Origin of the sequence: Nonomuraea sp. NPDC050691 (genome assembly GCF_040654455.1) — a bacterium.
In the GTDB taxonomy this organism is placed as follows: Bacteria; Actinomycetota; Actinomycetes; order Streptosporangiales; family Streptosporangiaceae; genus Nonomuraea.
The window spans coordinates 1-19,132 of record NZ_JBFAIA010000154.1 but is presented as its reverse complement, the minus strand read 5'-3'; the positions used below and the strand labels follow the sequence as shown (position 1 = coordinate 19,132).

Annotated in this window: 18 protein-coding genes and 3 tRNA genes; 7 read left to right on the top strand and 14 right to left on the bottom strand. The window is 72.7% G+C overall.

The genetic code is table 11. From position 1 onward, the window contains the following. The 7 genes from AB0H81_RS35055 to AB0H81_RS35025 all read right to left on the bottom strand — a co-directional run. Positions 1–313 (bottom strand): glycoside hydrolase family 20 zincin-like fold domain-containing protein (locus AB0H81_RS35055; RefSeq protein WP_358383538.1); only part of this gene is annotated, 313 nt, incomplete at its 3' end. A 15-nt stretch (positions 314–328) separates the two neighbouring features. Next, positions 329–2,290: an NPCBM/NEW2 domain-containing protein gene (locus AB0H81_RS35050; RefSeq protein WP_358383535.1), complete on the bottom strand. Its 1,962-nt coding sequence runs from the start codon at positions 2,288–2,290 to the stop codon at positions 329–331. 11 nt (positions 2,291–2,301) lie between these two features. Then, complete coding sequence (locus tag AB0H81_RS35045) at positions 2,302–3,882, bottom strand: alkaline phosphatase D family protein (RefSeq protein ID WP_358383532.1); 1,581 nt, start codon at positions 3,880–3,882, stop codon at positions 2,302–2,304. Between the two features lie 42 nt (positions 3,883–3,924). Beyond that, on the bottom strand, positions 3,925–5,235 hold the full coding sequence (locus tag AB0H81_RS35040; RefSeq protein ID WP_358383529.1) for a sugar ABC transporter substrate-binding protein: 1,311 nt from the start codon (positions 5,233–5,235) through the stop codon (positions 3,925–3,927). Between the two features lie 16 nt (positions 5,236–5,251). After that, the gene (locus tag AB0H81_RS35035) at positions 5,252–6,070 is read right to left on the bottom strand and encodes a carbohydrate ABC transporter permease (protein ID WP_358383526.1); all 819 of its coding nucleotides are present in this window, start codon (positions 6,068–6,070) and stop codon (positions 5,252–5,254) included. 9 nt (positions 6,071–6,079) lie between these two features. Beyond that, positions 6,080–6,964, bottom strand: coding sequence for a sugar ABC transporter permease (locus AB0H81_RS35030; protein WP_358383523.1), 885 nt, complete (start codon positions 6,962–6,964; stop codon positions 6,080–6,082). Beyond that, entirely contained in the window at positions 6,961–8,268 is a 1,308-nt protein-coding gene (locus tag AB0H81_RS35025; protein ID WP_358383520.1) for a glycoside hydrolase family 36 protein, read from the bottom strand. The genes AB0H81_RS35030 and AB0H81_RS35025 overlap by 4 nt, the downstream gene beginning before the upstream one ends. 172 nt (positions 8,269–8,440) lie before the next feature. Here AB0H81_RS35025 and AB0H81_RS35020 point away from each other — a divergent pair, with 172 nt between their 5' ends. The 3 genes from AB0H81_RS35020 to AB0H81_RS35010 all read left to right on the top strand — a co-directional run bounded on the left by AB0H81_RS35020 (position 8,441) and on the right by AB0H81_RS35010 (position 11,170). Next, the gene (locus AB0H81_RS35020) at positions 8,441–9,610 is read left to right on the top strand and encodes an ROK family transcriptional regulator (RefSeq protein WP_358383517.1); all 1,170 of its coding nucleotides are present in this window, start codon (positions 8,441–8,443) and stop codon (positions 9,608–9,610) included. Further along, the gene (locus AB0H81_RS35015; RefSeq protein ID WP_358383514.1) at positions 9,502–10,638 is read left to right on the top strand and encodes an NAD(P)-dependent oxidoreductase; all 1,137 of its coding nucleotides are present in this window, start codon (positions 9,502–9,504) and stop codon (positions 10,636–10,638) included. The genes AB0H81_RS35020 and AB0H81_RS35015 overlap by 109 nt, the downstream gene beginning before the upstream one ends. A gap of 250 nt (positions 10,639–10,888) precedes the next feature. Next, positions 10,889–11,170 carry a hypothetical protein gene (locus tag AB0H81_RS35010; protein ID WP_358383511.1) on the top strand — a complete coding sequence of 94 codons (282 nt, stop codon included), beginning with the start codon at positions 10,889–10,891 and terminating at the stop codon, positions 11,168–11,170. Positions 11,171–11,206: 36 nt separating this feature from the next. Here the strand turns inward: AB0H81_RS35010 and AB0H81_RS35005 are convergent, their stop codons facing one another. The 5 genes from AB0H81_RS35005 to AB0H81_RS34985 all read right to left on the bottom strand — a co-directional run bounded on the left by AB0H81_RS35005 (position 11,207) and on the right by AB0H81_RS34985 (position 12,719). Next, the gene (locus tag AB0H81_RS35005; protein ID WP_358383508.1) at positions 11,207–11,518 is read right to left on the bottom strand and encodes a hypothetical protein; all 312 of its coding nucleotides are present in this window, start codon (positions 11,516–11,518) and stop codon (positions 11,207–11,209) included. A 249-nt stretch (positions 11,519–11,767) separates the two neighbouring features. Next, a tRNA-Val gene (locus tag AB0H81_RS35000) sits at positions 11,768–11,842 on the bottom strand. Position 11,843: 1 nt separating this feature from the next. Beyond that, positions 11,844–11,917, bottom strand: a tRNA-Cys gene (locus AB0H81_RS34995). 13 nt (positions 11,918–11,930) lie between these two features. Further along, positions 11,931–12,002, bottom strand: a tRNA-Gly gene (locus AB0H81_RS34990). Positions 12,003–12,083: 81 nt separating this feature from the next. Further along, positions 12,084–12,719 (bottom strand): amino acid-binding protein, encoded by a 636-nt coding sequence (locus tag AB0H81_RS34985; protein ID WP_358383505.1) that lies wholly within the window; start codon positions 12,717–12,719, stop codon positions 12,084–12,086. 82 nt (positions 12,720–12,801) lie between these two features. On the opposite strand from AB0H81_RS34985, the gene dusB reads away from it, so the two are divergent. Next, complete coding sequence (gene dusB, locus AB0H81_RS34980) at positions 12,802–13,911, top strand: tRNA dihydrouridine synthase DusB (RefSeq protein WP_358383502.1); 1,110 nt, start codon at positions 12,802–12,804, stop codon at positions 13,909–13,911. 59 nt (positions 13,912–13,970) lie between these two features. On the opposite strand, the gene AB0H81_RS34975 is transcribed toward dusB, so the two are convergent. Beyond that, positions 13,971–14,750 (bottom strand): phytanoyl-CoA dioxygenase family protein, encoded by a 780-nt coding sequence (locus tag AB0H81_RS34975; RefSeq protein WP_358383500.1) that lies wholly within the window; start codon positions 14,748–14,750, stop codon positions 13,971–13,973. A 41-nt stretch (positions 14,751–14,791) separates the two neighbouring features. Between AB0H81_RS34975 and AB0H81_RS34970 the strand changes: the two genes are divergently transcribed. Together AB0H81_RS34970 and AB0H81_RS34965 are read left to right on the top strand one after the other, a co-directional pair. Next, positions 14,792–15,904, top strand: a complete 1,113-nt coding sequence (locus AB0H81_RS34970; protein ID WP_358383497.1) for an AraC family transcriptional regulator — start codon at positions 14,792–14,794, stop codon at positions 15,902–15,904. Between the two features lie 43 nt (positions 15,905–15,947). After that, complete coding sequence (locus tag AB0H81_RS34965) at positions 15,948–16,778, top strand: hypothetical protein (RefSeq protein ID WP_358383494.1); 831 nt, start codon at positions 15,948–15,950, stop codon at positions 16,776–16,778. A gap of 69 nt (positions 16,779–16,847) precedes the next feature. Here AB0H81_RS34965 and AB0H81_RS34960 read toward each other — a convergent pair whose 3' ends face one another. Continuing rightward, the gene (locus AB0H81_RS34960) at positions 16,848–17,477 is read right to left on the bottom strand and encodes an alpha-ketoglutarate-dependent dioxygenase AlkB (RefSeq protein WP_358383492.1); all 630 of its coding nucleotides are present in this window, start codon (positions 17,475–17,477) and stop codon (positions 16,848–16,850) included. Positions 17,478–17,811: 334 nt separating this feature from the next. On the opposite strand from AB0H81_RS34960, the gene AB0H81_RS34955 reads away from it, so the two are divergent. Beyond that, positions 17,812–19,047, top strand: a complete 1,236-nt coding sequence (locus AB0H81_RS34955; RefSeq protein ID WP_358383489.1) for an MFS transporter — start codon at positions 17,812–17,814, stop codon at positions 19,045–19,047. The last annotated feature ends 85 nt before the right edge of the window (positions 19,048–19,132 follow it).

The following is a 19,132-nucleotide window of genomic DNA, read 5'->3' as shown; positions in this document are numbered from 1 at the left end:
GCCGGAGCGTCTGCGCGCCGTAGAACGCCCCCGCCGGGCCGCCCGCCTCGATGCGGGCGCCGCCGGTGTCCACGGTCAGCCGGTACGCCTCGGGCGGCAGGCCGGTCAGGACCAGGCTGATCGTCCCCGGCGGCCCCTCGCCCGGTGCCGCCGGCCCGCCCGGCAGGAGCTCGCCTCCGGTCACCGGGGCGAGCTCGGACCGCAGCCAGGAGGCCACCCCGCCGAGCGCCGGGTCGGCGGTGAGCGCGGTGTCGCGGTCGAGGAGCCATCGGCCCAGGCGGGGCTCGTACCGGACGGGCTTGGGAACGATCATGTGCTCTCTTTCTCCTCAGGAAGCCTGGTCGCAGGTGATGGCGGCGTCGGCGAAGTCGGCGTGGTCGGAGGTGGCGTTGTCGCCGCCGTTGGTCGCGACGAGGCGCACGAACCGGGCGCCGCGCACGGAGGCCGTGACTTTCTTGCCGGGCTGCGCGCCGGTCAGCACGCCGGAGTACGCGACCCGGCCGCCGTCGGCCCACACCTCGAACCCGGCCGAGCCGGCCGTGCCCACCTCGTCGTCGATCCCGGCCGTGAACTCCACGCTCCGGCACCGGCCGCCCGCGTAGAACTCGATGTCGGCGGGCGCGTGCGCGCCGAGCCCCTTGGCGTACCGGACGCCTTCGATCGTCAGGGGCCGCCCGTCGCCCGCCGCCTTGTCGCCGTTGCTGGTGTCGCGCTCGACGGGGCCGAAGTAGTTCCTGGCGGAGGTCCACGGCAGGTCGCTGAGGTACGTGCGGCCCGCCGCCGGCGCCTGGGCGACGGCCACGACGGCCGCGCCGGTGGCCGTCCCGCCGGTGAAGGCGGCCGTGGTGGTCAGGTCGTAGGTACGGGGCTCCGTCCCGGCGGGCGGGGTGACCGCCCAGGTGACGGTGAACGCCTCCCCGGCGTCGAGCCGGGACCGGGTCGCGGTGGTGCGTGCCTCGGCCTTCCACCCGCCGGGCACGGCGAGCGTGACGCGCAGGTCGCGGATCCGGGCGGTGGCGCCGGAGTTGACGACCCGGGTGACGATCTCCCGCGTCTGTCCGGGTTCGAGCGTGCCGGGCCGGTCGTCGCCGAGGAAGGCCGGCGGGTCGGTCTCCACGGTGAGCAGGGGCGGGGCCTGCTCGCGGCTCGGGCCGACGCGGTACATCACCGCGCCGTGGGCGGGCACGTGGGCGGACAGCTCGCCGGTGGTGGTGGCCACCTGCCCGGTCCACAGCTCCTCGGCGCGGTGGCGCCCGGCGGGCAGCCGGTGCTCGACGGTGGCCGCCCGGTTGCTCTCGTTGAACAGCACGACCGCCTGGTCGCCGCCGTCGAGCGGCTTGACGAGGACGTGGTACCAGCCGTCGCTGCGGACCAGCCGGGCGGGCACGCCGAGCTTGTCCTGGTTCACGGCGATCACCTTGGGGTTGGCGACGACGGCCTTCGGGGCGGCGGCCGGGTCGGCCTGGAGGACGAGCGGGGCGGCGCCCACGGCCCACAGCGTGAACTGGGTGCGGTACTCCGCCTCGGTCATGCCGCCCCGGCCGGCCTGGATCAGGTCGGGGTCGGCCCAGCTCCCCGGGCCGGCGTACTGCACGCGGAGCTGGTTGGTCTCCCAGACGTCCACCATGGACGCGTAGGCGTCGGGCAGGGGCCGGTTGTAGACGTTGGTCCGCCAGGTGACCGCCCCCGAGTCCTTGGCCCACAGCCACGGGACGGTGCTGCCGTCCTCGTTGTTCATGGCGAAGGCGACGGACTCGCCGAGAGCCTGGCGCATGCGCGGGTAGAGCGTCTGGGCGATCTGCTGGACGTTCTGGCCGGGGAAGTCGGCCGTCGGGATGTTGCACCAGTCGTACTTGACGTGGTCGACGCCCCAGCTCCGGACCAGCTCGGCGTCGGCGGCCTCGTTGCCGTAGGAGCCGGGGCCGCCGCCCGAGCACGCCTTGGTGCCGGCCGACAGGCTGAGGCCGAGCCTGAGCCCCAGGCCGTGGAGGTGGTCGGCCAGGGCCTTGATCCCGCCGGGGAAGCGGGCCGGGTCGGGGGCGAGGGCGCCGTTCGCGCGTTGCGGGGCGAGCCAGCAGTCGTCGACGAGGACGAGGCGGTAGCCGAGGGGCGCGAGGGCGGCGAGCCCGGCGGCGGCCTGCCGTACCGACGCCTCGGACACCGCACAGCCCAGGGAGCGGCTGCTCCACCCCATCGGGGGGCCGCCGGCGGGCGCCGCCGCGGCGCCGGCCGAAGGGAGGAAGGGCAGCATGAGGAGGGCCGCCGCGGCGGCGGCCGTGAGCTTGCGCATGAGGGTTCCCGTCAGACCTGGTTGAGCCGGGGGGTGCCGGGCTCGATGACGAAGGAGCCGGAGGTGTAGGCCGGGGCGTACGGCTCGGTGACGCGCGACAGCGACCGGAAGTCGACCGTCATCTCGCGCTCGGTGAGCTTGGCGCGGACGTAGCCGCGGCGGCCGTTGAAGAACTTCACGTGCGGGTTCTCGGCCAGCAGGACACCGGTGTTGGGGTACTCGTCCAGGCCGTCGCCGGCGCTCGTCACCGACGTGGTGACCAGCTCGACGGCGACCGGCTTCGAGCCGGGGTCCTGGTAGCTGCGCTTCACCTCGCCGGCCCAGTGGGAGTGGACGTCGCCGGTGAGGACGACGGCGTTGCGCCTCGTGGCCTCGATCGCGGCGGTCAGCCGGTCGCGGGAGGCGACGTAGCCGTCCCAGCCCTCGTTGGAGTAGCCCTTCCCCTCGCCGTTGGTCCAGTCCATCTCCATCATGAACACCTGCTGGCCCAGCAGGTCCCAGGTGGCGCCGGAGTCCTTGAGCCGGCTCTCCAGCCACGCCTCCTGCTCCTGGCCGAGGATCGTCCGGTTGGGGGCCAGACGCTCGGCGCAGTCGGCGCCGACCGTGCCGCTCCTGCCGGTGCAGGCGTACAGGTCGCGGTACTGCCGGGTGTCGAGCATGTGCAGGTTGGCGACGGCGCCCCAGCGGAGCGTGCGGTGCAGCCGCAGCGACGAGCCCCGCGGCCTCTGGGCGCGGCGCAGCGGCATGTTCTCGTAGTACGCCTGGAAGGCGTCGGCGCGGCGCTTGAGGAACGGCGGGTCGGGCTGCTCGGGCACGTCGCCGGCCCAGGCGTTCTCGATGTCGTGGTCGTCCCAGACCACCGCCCAGGGGGCGACGGCGTGGGCGAGCTGGAGCTCGGGGTCGGCCTTGTGCTGGGCGTGGCGTAACCGGTAGCCGGCCAGGTCGAGGCACTCGCCGCCGGCCTGGTCGCGCACCGGGTACTTGTAGTCGCCGTACTCGTAGATGTAGTCGCCGAGGAAGGCGATCAGGTCGGGCTCGTCCTCGGCCATCCGCCGGTACGCGGTGAACCACCCGGTCTGGTAGTCGGCGCACGAGGTGAACGACAGGTTGAGCGCCCGGCTGCGGGTGCCCGGGGCGGGGGCGGTGACGGTGCGGCCCACGGGCGAGATCTCGCCCTCGGCGCGGAAACGGTAGAAGTACTCGCCGCCCGGCTGGAGGCCGCCGGGCTCCACGTGGACGCTGTGGGCCTCCTCCGGCCGGGCCGTCTCGAGGCCCTGCCGGACGACGTGGCGGAAGTTCTCGTCCTTGGCGACCTGCCAGTGGACGGCGACGGGCCGGGACGGCATGCCGCCGAGGCCGTCGGCGGCCAGGGGGTCGGGGGCGAGGCGGGTCCACAGGACCACGCTGTCGGAGACCGGCTCGCCGGAGGCGACGCCGAGCCGGAACGGGTCGGACAGGGGGGCGCGGCGGAGGGCACGGGTGGAGGCGCGGGTGGAGGCACTGTCTGCCGTCGCCTGCGCGGGCGGGACGCCCAGCGCGGCGGCGGCGCCCAGGCCGGCGCCCCCGGCGAGAAACGAACGCCGGGTGATCATGGGTGGGGGGCTCCCTATTTGCCGGTGGTCACTTGCCGGTGGTTACCTGACGGTCGCGTTGCCTTCGGTGACCGCCTGGTCGGCGGCCTGCTTCGGGGTGAGCCGGCCGAGGTACATCTCGTTGAAGATCTGGTTGAGCTTGGTCTCGAACCCGGTGAAGCCGGTGGTCACCGGGAGGGGGAAGGTGGTGCCCTCGGCCTCCTTGACGAAGGCGGACACGTCGAGCTTGGCCGTCTTCGCCCAGTGGTCGACGTAGCCCTGGGCCAGCCCGTTGAGCGCGGGGAAGGCGTAGCCCTCGTCGGCCATGAGCTTCTGCGGCTCCTCGGTGCCGAGGTAGGCGGCCAGCTTCTGCGCCTGCTCGGGGTGCTTGCTCTTGGCGTAGACGGCCTCGGCCAGGCCGTTGAGGTTGACCGCGCGCCCGGCCGGGCCCTCGGGCATGGGAACGACGCCCACCTCGAACGCGGCGTCGGGCACCACGAAGGGCAGCAGCGCGTTGTTGGCGGGGAACATCGCCACCTCGCCGGCCTTGAACATGTCCGTGGCCTTGCCGGTGGGCGGGTTGGTGCGGGTGGCGGGCGGCGAGACGTGGTGCTTGTTGACCAGGTCCACGCCGAACTGCAGCGCCTGCACGCCGGCGTCGTCGTTGAAGGTGTACTTCCCGAACGGCTGGTCGAGCAGCTTGCCGCCGTTGCTGCTGACCCAGTTCATCCACTGGGTCTGGTAGTGGTTCCAGGACAGGAAGCCGTACGTCTTGACCTTGGCGGGGTCGAAGCCGGGGTCGCCGGGATGCTTTCCCGCCTCGTCGGCGGTGAGCTTGCGGGCGGTCTCCAGGAACGTGCCGGACCCGTCGGGCTTCCAGGTCAGCGTGTCCGGCATCTCGACGCCGGCCTTCTTGAACAGGTCCTTGTTGTAGAGCAGGCCGACGATGCCCCAGTCCTTGGGCATGCCGTACTGCTTGCCCTGGTAGGCGAACGCCTCGGCCACGGTCTTGTGGTACTTCGCGGTGTCCACCTGGACCGGGCTGAGCACGCCCTTGGTGACGTACTCGGGGAACTGGGTGGGCGTCATCCAGAAGACGTCGGGCGCGGTGCCCGCCACGGCGTCGGCCGTGAGCTTGGTCCAGTACTGGTCGTACGGCAGCAGCTCGATCTTCACGTCGATCGACGGGTTGGCCTTCTCGAAGGCCGCCATGACCTTCTCGTAGCCGGCCTTCTGCTGCTCGTCCCACAGGCGGTAGGTCAGGGTGACCTTCCCTCCTGAGGCGCTGTCCGAGCCGCCGGAGCCGCAGGCGGTCAGGGTGAGCACGGCGGCGCCGGCCAGGGACGCGGCCCAGCGAATTCGGGGGGTGAGCATGATTCGCTGACCTCTCTCACTTGAGGCCGGTGAGGACCACCGACCGGACGATGTACTTCTGGAAGAAGATGAAGATCGCCACCATCGGCGCGAGGGCGATCAGGCCGCCGGCCATCATGAGGCCGCGGTCCACGCCGATGCCGACCTTGAGCGCGGAGATGGCGACGGTGACGACCTTGGTCTCGTCGCCGCTGGTGATGATCAACGGCCAGAGGAAGCTGTTCCACGACGAGATCACGGTGATGATGGCCAGCGTGCCGATGGCGGGCCGGCACAGCGGGAGCAGGATCCGGAACAGGACGGTCAGGGGGCCGGCGCCGTCGATGCGCGCCGCCTCCTCCAGCCCTCCGGGCAGGCTCTTGAAGAACTGCCGCATCAGGAAGATGCCGTACGGGGTGCCGAGGATGTACGGGGCGAGCAGGCCGTACCAGGTGTTGACCGCTTCCAGCTCGCGCATGATGAGGAACAGCGGGATGACCGTGACGGCGCTCGGCACCATCATCGTGGCCACGTACAGCCAGAACAGCACGTCCCGGCCCCGGAAGCGCAGCCGGGCGAAGGCGTAGGCGGCGAACGTCGTGAACACGAGCTGCCCCAGCGTGAGCAGGACCGTCATCACGACCGTGTTGGCGAGGAAGCGGGGGAAGTCGCCGCCGAGGATCTCGGCCAGGTTCGCCGTGGTCGGCGGCAGGCCGGGCAGCCACGGCTCGGTGGTGCTGAGCTGGCGCCGCGTCTTGAGCGCCGTCAGCACGACGAGCAGGTACGGGAAGACGGACACGAACGCGCCGGCCGCGAGCGCGGCGTACAGCGCCATCCGCTTCAACGGTGTCGTCACGGTGCTCCCTCAGCTCAGGTCGTAGGTGGTGCGGCGGCCGAAGAACCTGACCTGCGCCAGCGTCACCAGGAGGATGACGGCGAACAGCAGCATCGACAGGGTCGAGGCGTAGCCGAAGTCGAACTCGCGGAACGCGGTGCCGAAGATCCGGAAGTTGATCACGTCGGTGCTGCCGCCCGGCCCGCCGTCGGTCATCACGAAGATGGTGTCGAACGCCTGGAAGGCGCCGATCAGGTTCGTCACGGTGACGAAGAACATCGTGGGGTTGAGCAGGGGCAGCGTGATCTTCCAGAACCGCTGGACGGGGGTGGCGCCGTCGGTGGAGGCCGCGTCGTACAGCTCCTTGGGGATGCCCTGGAGCCCGGCGAGGAAGAACAGCATGGTGTAGCCGGTGTGCTGCCAGACGTTGACCAGCGCGACGGCGGGCAGCGCCCAGGCGGGGTCGGACAGCCAGTCGGGGCCGGTGACGCCGACCAGGCCCAGGGCTCGGTTGAGCGCCCCGTCCCGCGGGTCGAAGATCCAGTCCCAGACGAGGCCCATGACGATCGGGGTGGCCATCCAGGGGATCACGAACAGGGACCGCAGGATCCGGACGCCCTTGATCCGCCGGTCGAGCATCAGGGCCAGCGCCAGGGCGAGGACCGTCTGCAGCGGGATGCACAGCAGGACGTACAGGATCGTGACCCAGAGCGAGTGCCACGCCTCGCCGTCGCCCGCCAGGCGCGTGTAGTTCTCCAGCCCGACGAAGACGGGCGCCGACAGCAGCTCCCACCGGAACAGGCTGAGGACGAACACGATGACGACGGGCAGCAGGAGGAAGGCGACGACGCCGAGCAGGCTGGGCCCGATGAACAGGTACGCGTACCAGTCGCCGAGCCGGCGCCGGCTCCTCACGACGGCTCCGTCCGGGTCGGCGTCAGCAGACGGCGGGTGGTCTCCAGCCCCCAGGCGTCCAGGGCGGCGATCGGGTCGCTGGAGCCGCGCAGCCCGCCGCTCCCCTCGACGTGCGCGGCCCACTCCTCGCGGGCCTCGACCTCGGGGCGGACGATGAGGCAGTCGGGGTCGTTCACCCACCACCGCGCGTGCAGGAACTCGCGGGCCGCGCCGGTCAGCCGCGCGCCGAGCTGCGACGGCTGGCTGATGTCGCCCGAGCGCGGGTGGAGCGTGGGGGCGATGTCCGGGCTGACGCGCATGACGTCGACCAGGCCGATGCTGGGCAGCATCGGCGCGCCGCAGCCGTGCAGCGTGGCGTCCGGTCCCGCGCCCTCGCGCACCAGCTCCAGGCCGCGCCGGTACGCGGCGACGGGGCCGAGGTCCTCGTGCCGCCGCCCCGGCAACGCCCCCGCGTACAGGTAGTCGAGCTTGAAGTGGGTGATGCCGAGCGCGGCGAAGGCGCGGAAGACGCCCACGAGGTGGGCGGCGGCGTCGGGGTGGGTCACGTCGAGGACGGCGAGGTCCTGGTCCCACATGTGACCGGCGTGGGCGCCGCCCACCATCCAGTCGGGGTGCTCCCGGTACAGGCGGCTCTGGTGGCCGGCCAGGAAGGGGGCGGTCCAGATGCCGGCCCGCCGGCCCGTCCCGGTGACGGCGCCGACGGCCCGCTCCAGCGACCCGAACCCGGGCCGGGGGTCGAGCCAGTCGCCGATGCCGGCCTCGTAGCCGTCGTCGACGAGGATCATGTCCGCCGTCAGCCCGTGGCGCTCCACCAGGCGGAGGTTGTCGAGGACGTCGGCCTCGGTGACCTTGTCCCAGTAGCCGTACCAGGTGCACCACATGGGCGGCACCGCGGGGAAGGCGCCGGGGGCGTGTCCCTCCGCCGTCGTGGCGGCCCAGTCGCGCAGGGCCGCGTCCAGGCCGGCGGCGCGCGTGTGCCGTACGGGGCCGTCGGCCGAGACGACGAGCCGCCCGCCCTCCGCGCGGGCCCGGATGGAGGGGACCTCCAGTGGGCCGAGGGCGGACCAGACCTCGACCGGCCCGTCTCCCGGGTCGATCGCCAGCAGTCCCTCGCCCTGGAACACGCCGTCCGGGACGGGCGTCTCCGGGCGGTAGCAGATCGTCTGGACGTTGCGGTCCGCCGGTCGCGGCGGGGTCTCGCCGAGCCGGTAGGAACCGGTGGGGCTCCACGACTGCCAGCCGTGCTCGAAGACCCGGCCCCGCTCCGGATCGCACCTGATCTCGCCGACCTCCGCGAACGGCATCGGACCCTCATCTCTCTCACACTTACGAAGGAGCGCTTCATTAGTAGCACCGCGCCTTCCGGAGGGTCAATGCCCGATATTGCACGATACGGCCGCCCGCTACGGGGAGCGTCTGGCCGGTGAACGCTGGCATAATGGCCAATTACAGAGGAGACCTACATTAGGAGCGGCGATGGCGAACGTCCGCGGCGGCGACCTGTCGCGGCTCAGGCAGCTCAACGCGCTGGCCGCGATCAGGGCCCTGCGCGAGGCCGGGCCGCTCACCCTGACCGCCCTGGCCGAGCGGACGGGCCTGTCGCGGCCGTCCACCAAGGAGGTCGTGGACGAACTGACCGGGCTGGGCTGGGTGGAGGAGGTGCCGCCGAGCCCCGGCACCATGGGCCGGCCCGCCCGCCGCTACCGCTTCCGCGCCGACTGCGGCCACCTCGTGGGGGTGGACATAGGCGGTCACAACATCCGCGCCGCGCTCTCCGACCTCGACGGCGAGGTCCTCGCCGAGACCCGCCAGCCCGTACGCCCCGACGACCCGCTGGAGGAGCGGCTGGCCGCGATCGAGCGCGCGGTGTCCGGCTGCCTGGCGCTCAGCGGCCGGGCCGCGTCCGACCTGTGGCTGGTGGCGGCCGGCACCACGGGCGTCGTCTCCCCCGAGGGCCGTGTGCAGTTCTCGGCCGCGATCCCCGCCTGGCGGGGCCTCGACCTGGCGGGCGAGCTGGCGCGCATGTTCCCGTGCGAGGTGCTGGTGGAGAACGACAGCCGCCTCGCCGCCCTCGCCGAGGCCCGCCGCGGCGCCGCCCGGGGGGCACGCGACGTGGTGTTCCTGCACGTGGGACGGCGCATGGGCACCGGACTCATCATCGACGGCAAGGTCCACCGGGGGTTCGGCGCGGCGGCCGGCGAGATCGTCATGCTGCCGGAGGCCCGCTGGTACGACGCGCCCGACCACCTCAACACCTGCGCGGTCGTCCCGCCCGGCACGCCCGAGGAGGACGCGGCCGGCTACACGCTGGCGGCGGCCCGCGACGGCGACCCGGCGGCCCTCGCGGCGGTCGGCCGGTACGTGGACGACCTGGCCGTCGGGACGGCCGCCATGGTGCTGCTGCTCGACCCGCAGGTCGTGGTGCTCGGCGGCGGCTTCTCCCGCTCGGCCGACGTGCTGCTCGGTCCGCTGCGCGAGCGGCTGGAGCGGGCGTGCGTGCGCATGCCCGAGGTGCGGGCGTCGGCGCTGGGCGACGAGTGCGTGGTGACGGGAGCCATCGACTACGCGGTGGACCACCTCGACCGTCACCTGTTCACGCCGGACGCCGGCCCCTCGCTCCCCCTCCCCCAGCCGGCCGGCCGCTGACCCGCATCCCGCTTCGCCCCTCCCTCACCGTGATCGTCCACCGCGTCCGATACGGTCGAAGGGCACCGGATCGGAACGGATCAGGCCGCACGACCGCCACCGCGCGGCACCGGCGGCAGCAGGAGGTCGCCGTCATGGCCGACGCCATCACCGTGAGCGTTCTCGGCACCGGGATCATGGGAGCCGCCATGGCCCGCAACATCGCCCGGGCGGGCCACCGGGTCCGCGTCTGGAACCGGACGCGCGCCAAGGCCGAGCCCCTGGCCGCCGAGGGCGCCCACGTCGCCTGCACTCCCGCCGAGGCGGTGGAGGGCGCCGACGTCGTCCTCACCATCCTGTACGACGGCCCGGCCACGCTCGACGCGATGCGCCAGGCGGCGCCGTCCCTGCGTCCCGGCGTGGCGTGGGCGCAGTCGACGACCGCCGGGGTCGAGGCCGTCGGCGAACTGGCCGACTTCGCCCGCCGGCACGGACTGGCGTTCTTCGACGCCCCGGTGCTCGGCACCAGGCAGCCGGCCGAGGCCGGGCAGCTCGTCGTCCTGGCGGCGGGCCCCGCCGAGGCGCGCGACCAGGTGAAGCCCGTCTTCGACGCCGTCGGGAGTCGTACGGTATGGACCGGCGAGGACGGCGCGCAGGCGAGCGCGACGCGCCTCAAGCTGGTCGTCAACAGCTGGGTCCTCGCCGCCACCCACGGCACGGCCGAGGCGCTGGCCCTCGCCAAGGCCCTGGGGGTGGACCCGCAGGGCCTGCTCGACGCCGTCGAGGGCGGCCCGCTCGACATGGGATACCTGCGCGCCAAGTCCGCGCTCATCCTGAACGGCGACCTGACCTCGCCCAGCTTCGCCGTCTCCACGGCGGAGAAGGACGCCCGGCTGATCGTCCAGGCCGGGGAGGGGGCCGGGGTCCGGCTGGACGTTGCCGCGGCGGGCGCCGAGCGCTTCCGCCGGGCCGCCGCCCAGGGCCACGGGGGCGACGACATGGCCGCCTCCTACTACGCCAGCTTCGACGACGACGCCTCGGCCCGCTGACCCGGTCGCGGAGAGCCGTCCTCTCGCCGGGGCCGTCTTGTCGCCGGAGGTCGGTCCGCCGACGCGGGACGGCGTCGGGGACCGGTCAGGGCATCCTGCCCCAGTCCGGCGCATACAGACTCTCCCTGCCACTCGCTCGATCTCCGTGCGCAGAAGAGAAGACCAGAGGCCAGCCCGAAACCCAGAACGCCCGTCATGGGCGACACGCGGATGGCATGCTGTACCCAAAGCGATCATGAGGAGATCAGCGATGACGCACGCTCCCGGCACGCAGCCCGCATTCCAGCGCATCCCGCTGAGCACGGAGGAGAAGGTCCGAGCCGAGGCGAACTTCGTGCCCCTCGTCGCCGAGCACCTCACGACCGGCGGCCGGTTCAGGGTGAGCGCCGACACGCCGGAGATGGTGGAGGTGTTCCAGGGCGTGGCCCGCAGAGTGGGCGACATGCTCGGCCGTCCCGTGGTCAGCTACGCCAACGGCCGCTACATCGTGATCACCTTCAGCGAGGAGGGGACTCCCTCCCTCACCGACTGAGGCATTTCGCGCGGGCACCGGCCTCGCGATACGTGTTCACCCGGCCTGGAGGGCCCATGTCCCGCCGTTGCAGGCGGGCGGGCCGAAGGTGAAACGCCGCCCACCGGCCGTCTCGGTCACGATCATGTCTTCGGCTCGGTTGCGCAGGCAGCCTCCGGTCGCGACCGGAATCCGGACCGATCCCCCAGGCGACACCTGCCGACTGGAGATCGTGTCGCCGGGCCATTTCACCGACACGGTTTCACCCGTGCGGTTCTCGAGTTCCACCCACCGGCTGACGCGTGGCTGGCAGGCGATGAGGGCGAGGATCAACACCGCGAGTGTCGCTGACGAGATGATGCTTCTCACGAGTGCCCTTGGTCGGCGGGCCGCATGTCCCCAGAGAAGCACGTGATCCGCAGGGCGTCATCGATGCCGTCAAGCAGCAGCTTCACTGCGGCGCCTGCCTCGAAGCGGGTCAGCACGACGTCAGCGCCGATGCCGGCACCATCCACTGACCGACCAGGAACGACAAGAAGCCCCAGACTCCCGACGCATGCCGTGAGCTGGGGCTTCGACTCCTGCTTGACCAGGTCGGACCTGATCTGCCGTGGAGCGTGGTGGACGATACTGGGATTGAACCAGTGACCTCTTCCGTGTCAGGGAAGCGCTCTCCCGCTGAGCTAATCGTCCTTGGAGGTGGAGACGGGATTTGAACCCGTGTGGACGGCTTTGCAGGCCGCTGCCTCGCCTCTCGGCCACTCCACCGAGGCCAACTCCGAGCGGAAGACGGGATTCGAACCCGCGACCCTCACCTTGGCAAGGTGATGCTCTACCACTGAGCCACTTCCGCGTTGCCCGACTACTCTAGCGGGTTTTCCGACCGGATGCTCACTCCACGCGCGCCCGGAGCGCCGCCGCGGTGCCGAGGGGGCTACTTGCGGAGCTGGCGGGCCACGCTGCGCTCCGTCGCCGGGAGGCTGAGGAAGATCTCCAGGATGCGGGTGAGCCGGTGGACCTCGATGCGGTGGAAGGCCGGTCCGTCGGAGCGGGCCAGCAGCAGCGTGAGCGCGAGCGGCGGCAGCGGGGCGTGGATGACGTGCAGGTCGCCGTCGAGCGTGGCCGCCGTGGGGCGGGGTGGCACAGTCTCCGGCAGCGGCACCTTCTGCGGCGCCCGCCAGCTCGCGTAGAGGACGCCGTGCTCGGCGGCCGTGGCCGCCCAGTCGGCGCTGAACAGCACGGGCAGCGAGTCGACGAGGGTGGTCAGCGCCCGGTCGCCGGCCGTGGTGATGTACTTGAGGATCTCCAGCTCGGGATAGGTGCCGGGCGCCTCGCGGGTGGTCCAGACGCCCTCGACCGCGACGCCTTCGATGCCTTCCAGGCTCTTGCGCAGGGCGTCCTTCGGGGTGCCCTCGGGGCAGAACACGGTGATGTCGTCGACCGCCTGCCCCGCTCCCCTGTCGAGGACGGTGACCTGGGTGATGTCGGCCCCCGCCACTCCGAGGACCCGGGTGACCTCGGCCAGCGACCCCGGGCGGTCAGGCAGCGCGATGCGGACGCGGAGCAGCATCCATCCCCTCCCCTGCGAAGATGCCGTTCCCAGCCTATCGGCGAATACCGGTCATGGTCTGACCTGCGCTACAAATGTCCAGGTGAAGATTGGGGCGATAGGGGTGTGGCCACCGGTCGTGCTGGCGCCGATGGCGGGCATCACGAACGCGCCGTTCCGGGTGCTCTGCCGCGAGCAGGGCGGCGGGCTGTTCGTGTGCGAGATGATCACCACGCGGGCGCTGGTCGAGCGCAACCCCAAGACGCTGCGGATGATCCGGTTCGCGGACTCGGAGTCGCCGCGCAGCCTCCAGTTGTACGGGGTGGACCCCGACACGGTCGGCCGGGCGGTCAAGATGATCGCCGAGGAGGACCTGGCCGACCACATCGACCTGAACTTCGGCTGCCCCGTGCCCAAGGTGACCCGGCGCGGCGGCGGGTCGGCTCTGCCGTACAAGCGGCATCTGCTGCGGCGCATCCTGCGCGAGGCCGTCGCGAACGCGGGGCCCCTGCCGGTGACGATGAAGATGCGCAAGGGCATCGACGACGACCATCTGACCTACCTCGACGCGGGCCGCATCGCGGCCGAGGAGGGCGTCGCGGCGATCGCGCTGCACGCCCGCACGGCCAAGCAGCACTACGGCGGCGTGGCCGACTGGCCGGCGATCGCCCGGCTGAAGGAGGCCGTGCCGGAGATCCCGGTGCTCGGCAACGGCGACATCTGGTCCGCCGACGACGCGCTGCGCATGATGGCCGAGACCGGTTGCGACGGCGTGGTCGTGGGGCGCGGATGCCTGGGACGGCCGTGGCTGTTCCGCGACCTGGCGAACGCGTTCGACGGGAGCGCCGAACGGGCCCGGCCCACCCTCGGCGAGGTGGCCGCGATGATGGCCCGCCACGCCGAGGGGCTGGTGGAGTGCTTCGACCTGGAGCGGTACGCGGTGGCCGACTTCCGCAAGCACGTCGGCTGGTATCTCAAGGGCTTCACGGTCGGCGGCGAGCTGCGGCGGGCCCTGGCCTCGGCCGAGTCGCTCGACCAGCTCCGGGAAGGGCTCGCCAGGCTCGACCACGACCAGCCGTGGCCGCCGAACACCGACACGCCGCGCGGCAAGTCCGGCGAGCGGGGCAAGGTGCAGCTTCCGGAGGGCTGGCTGGACGACCCGTGGGACGGCGTCGTGCCCGACGACGCGGAGTCCGACACCTCCGGCGGCTGACCGGGCTGCCCGCGGCCCCGGGACCCCGGCACCCCGGGACCCCGGACCACTCCGTGGATTCAGTGGGGGCCCGTCGTGTCCGTGCCGCACGGGCCGCCGCCGACGGCGGGCTCCAGCGCGACGGGCTCGCCGGACATGGTCAGCGTCGGGTAGTGGACGGATATCCGCTCCGCGGAGCGGCCCACGTAGTGGCAGATGAAGCTGCGCCTGAAGCGGTCGGCCGTGGTGTTGGGCCCCGACCCGTGGACCAGGCTGCCGTTGAAGAAGAGCACGTCGCCGGGTTCCATGTCCACCGGTACGGCTTCGAGGCCGGGAGGCGGCGGGACGTACTCCCGGGTGAAGGACACGTCCAGATCGGCCTCTTCCGGGCAGAACAGGTCCATCTTGTGCGTGCCGGGCACCACCTCCAGGCCACCGTTCGCCCGGTCGATGCGGTCGAGCGCGATCCAGGCGGCCACGCAGGTGCCCGGCTCCACCTGGAGATAGAAGTTGTCCTGGTGCAGCGCCTGCCCGCGCGCGCCGGGCGGCTTGAAGTAGAACATGCTCTGGGCTGCTATCGGCTCCTCCCCGAGCAGCTCACGCAGGATCTCCGCGATGCGCGGGTCGAGGAGGTGGCGCAGCGCCAGGTCGTTCACCTGGTGGGGGTGCATGACGCGCGGATAGTCGCGCAGGATGTCGTACGGCTGGCCGGGCTCCTGCGGCCTGGGCTGGAAATGCCCCGGTACGGGGCCTGCGGCGTGCAGGTCCATGAACGCGTCCCGCAGCTCGGCGGCCTCGGAAGGGGTGAGGAGGCCGGGCACGACGGCGTACCCCTGGTCATGGAAGGCGTTGAGCGTCATGCTTCTCACGCTAGGAAGCCAGGCCGTCGAAGGGTATGCCCGTGACCGCTGACGACATGTCCGTTCCTGCCGCGGAGCTGATCATCGTGGGGCACTTCGACCGGTCGCCTGGGTACGTCACGCGCCGGCCGGGCGGATCGCCGAGCTGGCTGGTGATGTGGACCCAGGCGGGGGCGGGGCTGGTGGAGCAGGGCGGCGCGTCGTTCACGGCCGGGCCGGGCGATCTGGTGGTGCTGGCGGCGGGCGCGGCGCAGCACTACCGGGTGGCGCCGGGGGCGAAGCGGTGGCGGTTCTGGTGGGCGCACTTCCAGCCGCGCCCGTCGTGGCCGGGGTGGCTGGGGGCGTACGCGCGGGCGGCGGGCTGCCACCTGGTGCCGGGGGTGCCGGTCGCCTTGCACGAACGGCTCGACCAGGCGTTCCGCCGGGCGCTGCGGGACGCCCGCTGGCTGCCCCCCGCCGACCCCACGCCTCAGGACCACGCCGACCTGGCAGCAGGCCGGGACGGCCAGGATGCAGGCCGGGACGGCCAGGATGCGGGCCGCGCCGGAACCGGGTCGCCGACGGGGCGGAGCACAGCCGATCCCGCGGCCGTGGGCGCCCCGGGAAACCCGATGGGCCGGGACGCGAGCGAGGCCCTGATGGGGACGGCGGTTGCACGAGAGGCGAGCGGGGCCGTGGCGGGGACGGCGGTGGCGCGGGAGCTGGTGCTCGGCGCGATCGAGGAGGTGCTGGTGCTGGCCACCGCCTCTGCCCGCCGCCCGGGCGATGGCGGTGGTGGCGGTGGTGGAGGTGGAGGTGGTGGTGGGCGAGGCGGCGACCCCCGGGTTCGCCGCGCCCTCGCGCTGATCGCGGCCGAGCCGGGCGCCCCCCACTCGGTCGCCTCGCTGGCGCGCGCCGTCGCCCTGTCGCCGTCCCGTTTCGCGCACCTCTTCACGTCCGAGACGGGCGCGCCGCCGATACGGGCCGTCCGCCAGGCGCGGGTACGGCACGCGGCCCGCCTCCTCGAGGCCACGGACATGGACGTCGGCCAGGTCGCGGCCGCCTCCGGCTTCGTCAGCCCGTTCCACTTCAGCAGGGCGTTCAGGCAGGAGTACGGTCTGCCGCCCCGCGCGTACCGGCGGTCCCGCCAGGAAGCGGGACGGGCGGGCCCCTGACGCGGTGGCCGATTTGTGATCACGATCTGGAACGATCTCACGCATGAAAACCGTGATCACCACCGTGGTGGCCGGCGGAGCCCTGCTGGTGAGCGCCGCCCCCGCGCAGGCCGCCCCGGCCGGCGCCACGTCCGCCGGGGGCGTCCCCGGCGCCGCCCACGCCGTCCCGGCCGAGGTCGCCCCCAAGGATCCGCTCCGCGCCCTGAAGGCCCGCCTGGTCCCCGGCCACGGCGTCCGCTTCACCGAAGCCACCTCACTGAAGGCCGACGGCGTCACCGCCCCCCTCCTCAAGCGCACCGGCACGTTCCAGTTCTCCAAGAAGGGGATCGCGGCGTCGGACATCACCGCGAAGTGGGGCACCGCGACCGGCCGCGCGGACGAGAAGCCCGAGCGGGTCATCAGCATCGGGAAGGTCAGCTATGAATCCAGCGACATGTGGAAGGACAAGATGCCGCCGGGCAAGACGTGGTACCGCTCCGGCGGCCTGCCCGGAGGCGGCAGCGGCTTCTACGGGCAGGTGATCAACCCGGCGGAGCCCGGGACGCTCGCCGCGCTCCTCAAGAAGGGCAAGCGGTCCGGCAGCACGCTCAAGGGCACGATCACCTTCAAGGAGCTCGCCAAGGTGTCGCCGTGGTTCGACGCGTCCGTTCCGATCCGGTCCGACAACGCGGCGAAGGTGTCCTACACCGTCACGTTCGCCGGTTCGGGGCTCGCCACCAAGGTGACCAGCTCGTACGCGGCGAACGCGGTGTTCGACACCTCGGCGCTGGACGGCAAGACCATCACCAGCGAGACCCGCTACACCGGCTGGGGCCGCAAGGTGTCCATCAAGGCGCCGGCCCCGGACACCGTCACCGCCAAGGTCTCGGACTGAGCTTTCCCGACACGCCGGACGCCGAAGACACCTGCTCAACGGCCCCCGCCGGACGCCGGAGACGCCCGATCAGCGAACCCCGCGCGGTCGGAACTGGATGCTGATGCGCGGCCCCGTGGGCCGGGTGGTCTTCGGCACGGCGTGCTCCCAGGTGCGCTGACAGCTCCCGCCCATGACGATGAGGTCGCCGTGGCCCAGGTCGTGGCGGATGGAGTGGCCGCCGCCGCGCGGGCGCAGCAGCAGGGGCCGCGGGGTGCCGACCGAGATGATCGCGACCATGGTGTCCTCGGTGCTGCCCCGGCCGATCGTGTCGCCGTGCCAGGCCACACTGTCGCGGCCGTCGCGGTAGTAGCAGAGCCCGGCCGTGCGGAACGGCTCGCCCAACTCCTCCTCGTAGTGGGCGTTGAGCGCGCGCAGCGCGTCGTCGAGCACCGGGTCGGGCAGCGGCTCGCCCTCCTCGTAGAACTTCAGCAGGCGCGGCACGTCCACCACCTTGTCGTACATCCACCGCCGCTCGCCCTTCCACGGCACGCGCTCCGCGAGCCGCTCGAACAGCGCGTCAGCCCCCGACAGCCAGCCCGGGCGCACGTCGATCCACGCGCCGTGCTCGAGCCGTGTGCGGCGCACCGTGGAGCCGAGCGGACCGACGGCGATGTCCTCGTCCAGCCCCAGCAGGGACGCCTGGAAAACACCCCTCATACCGCCGAGTGTATGCCAGCCTTCAAACACCCTTTCGACTAACCCCCGCCACCTGCCCCTTTCCACCGTTCCCGCCCCCGTGCGGGCGTGACGCGGCAAACCGCGCTCCAGCCGGTCTGCTCGTTTCGCCCGCCGTACGAGCGTGACGCGGCACCCGTGCCCGGCCGGTCCGTACGGCACGCAGCCCGCGCGGAACGGCCGAGCGCCCACCGGATGCCCGGGTGTCCCGCCAGTATCCGGCACCGGCCCCTGACCTGCCCAGTACCGCGGGCCGCGCGATTCTCGACGGCGCCCGGGTTCCACCGCCGCGCGATCACCATGTAACGTCTCCTCCGTGATATCCCGTTACATGTTCGGCGCGATCACCGCCCGCACCGGGGACGAGATGTCCGGTCCCGCCCTGCTGGTGGCCGGGCTCGCCCTCACCGGGTCGCCCGTGGTGGCGTCCTGGCTGCTGGCCGGGCTGACCGCGTCGGCCGCGATCGGCGGCCCGTTGCTCGGGGTGCTGCTCGACCGCGCCTTACACCCGGGCCGGATGCTCGCCGGCTGCCTGCTGGGCTACACCGCGGGCCTGCTGGTCGTGCTGCTCGGCCTGGGCCACGTACCCGACGCCGCGCTGATCGCCGTGGCGGTGCTGGCGGGCCTGCTCGGGCCCGCGCTCACCGGCGGCTGGACCGCCCAGCTTCCCCTCCTGGTCCCGGCCGGACGCCTGGAGCGGGCCAGCGCGCTCGACGCGATCAGCTACAACGCCGCGGGACTCGCCGGGCCGGCCGCGGTGGCGGGGGTCGCGGCGGCGTGGGGCGGGGAGAGCGCCATGGTGATGTCACTGGCACTCCTGGTCGCGGCGGTCCCCATCGCGTACCGGCTCCCCGTGAGGGCGGGCCGCGGGCCAGGCGCAGACCGGGCAGGAGCCGAGTACCGCCCGGACCAGGCGCGACCCGAGGACGACATGGACCAAGTACGGCCCAAGGGCGACACGGACCCAGTGCAAGGCGAGGGCGACACGGACCGAGCGCGACCCGAAGCCGGCACGAACCCAGCGCAACGCGAGGGCGACACGGACCGAGCGCGGCCGGAGGGCGCCGCAGGCCGCACACGTCGTGTGGGGCGAGAGGGCGGGAAGGGGATCTGGCGGGAGCTGGCCGCCGGGTTCACGGCGATCGCCCGGAACGCGCCTCTCCGCAGGGCGACCGTGACCTCGATGGTCTCCTACGCGGGCGTCCCCATGTTCGTCGTCGGGGCGCCGCTGCTCGGTGCGGCGCTGGCGGGCGCGGCCGCGTACGGGGCGCTGCTGCTGGCCGTGACCGCCGGCGCCGCGCTCGCCGCCAACGCAGCCAACGCCGTGCTGGCCCGGCGGCGCGCCATCTGGCCCTCCCCGGACACGATCCTGGTGGCCGCGACGCTGCTCCTCGGCGCGGCGCTGGCGCTCGCGGCCGTCGCGCCGCACCTCGCGCCGGAGCGGCCCGCGCCGTTCACGGCGGCGTTCGGGGTGGCGGTGCTCGCCGCCGTACTCGCGGGCGTGGCGGAGGGGCCGCAGCTCACGGCCCTGCTGGCGGTACACATGCGGTAGAGCCGCTCGCTGCCGATCTTGCGGGCGGCCATGATGGTCGCGACGTTGCTGGACTGCGCCATGGCCTCGCGGAACGTCATCGACT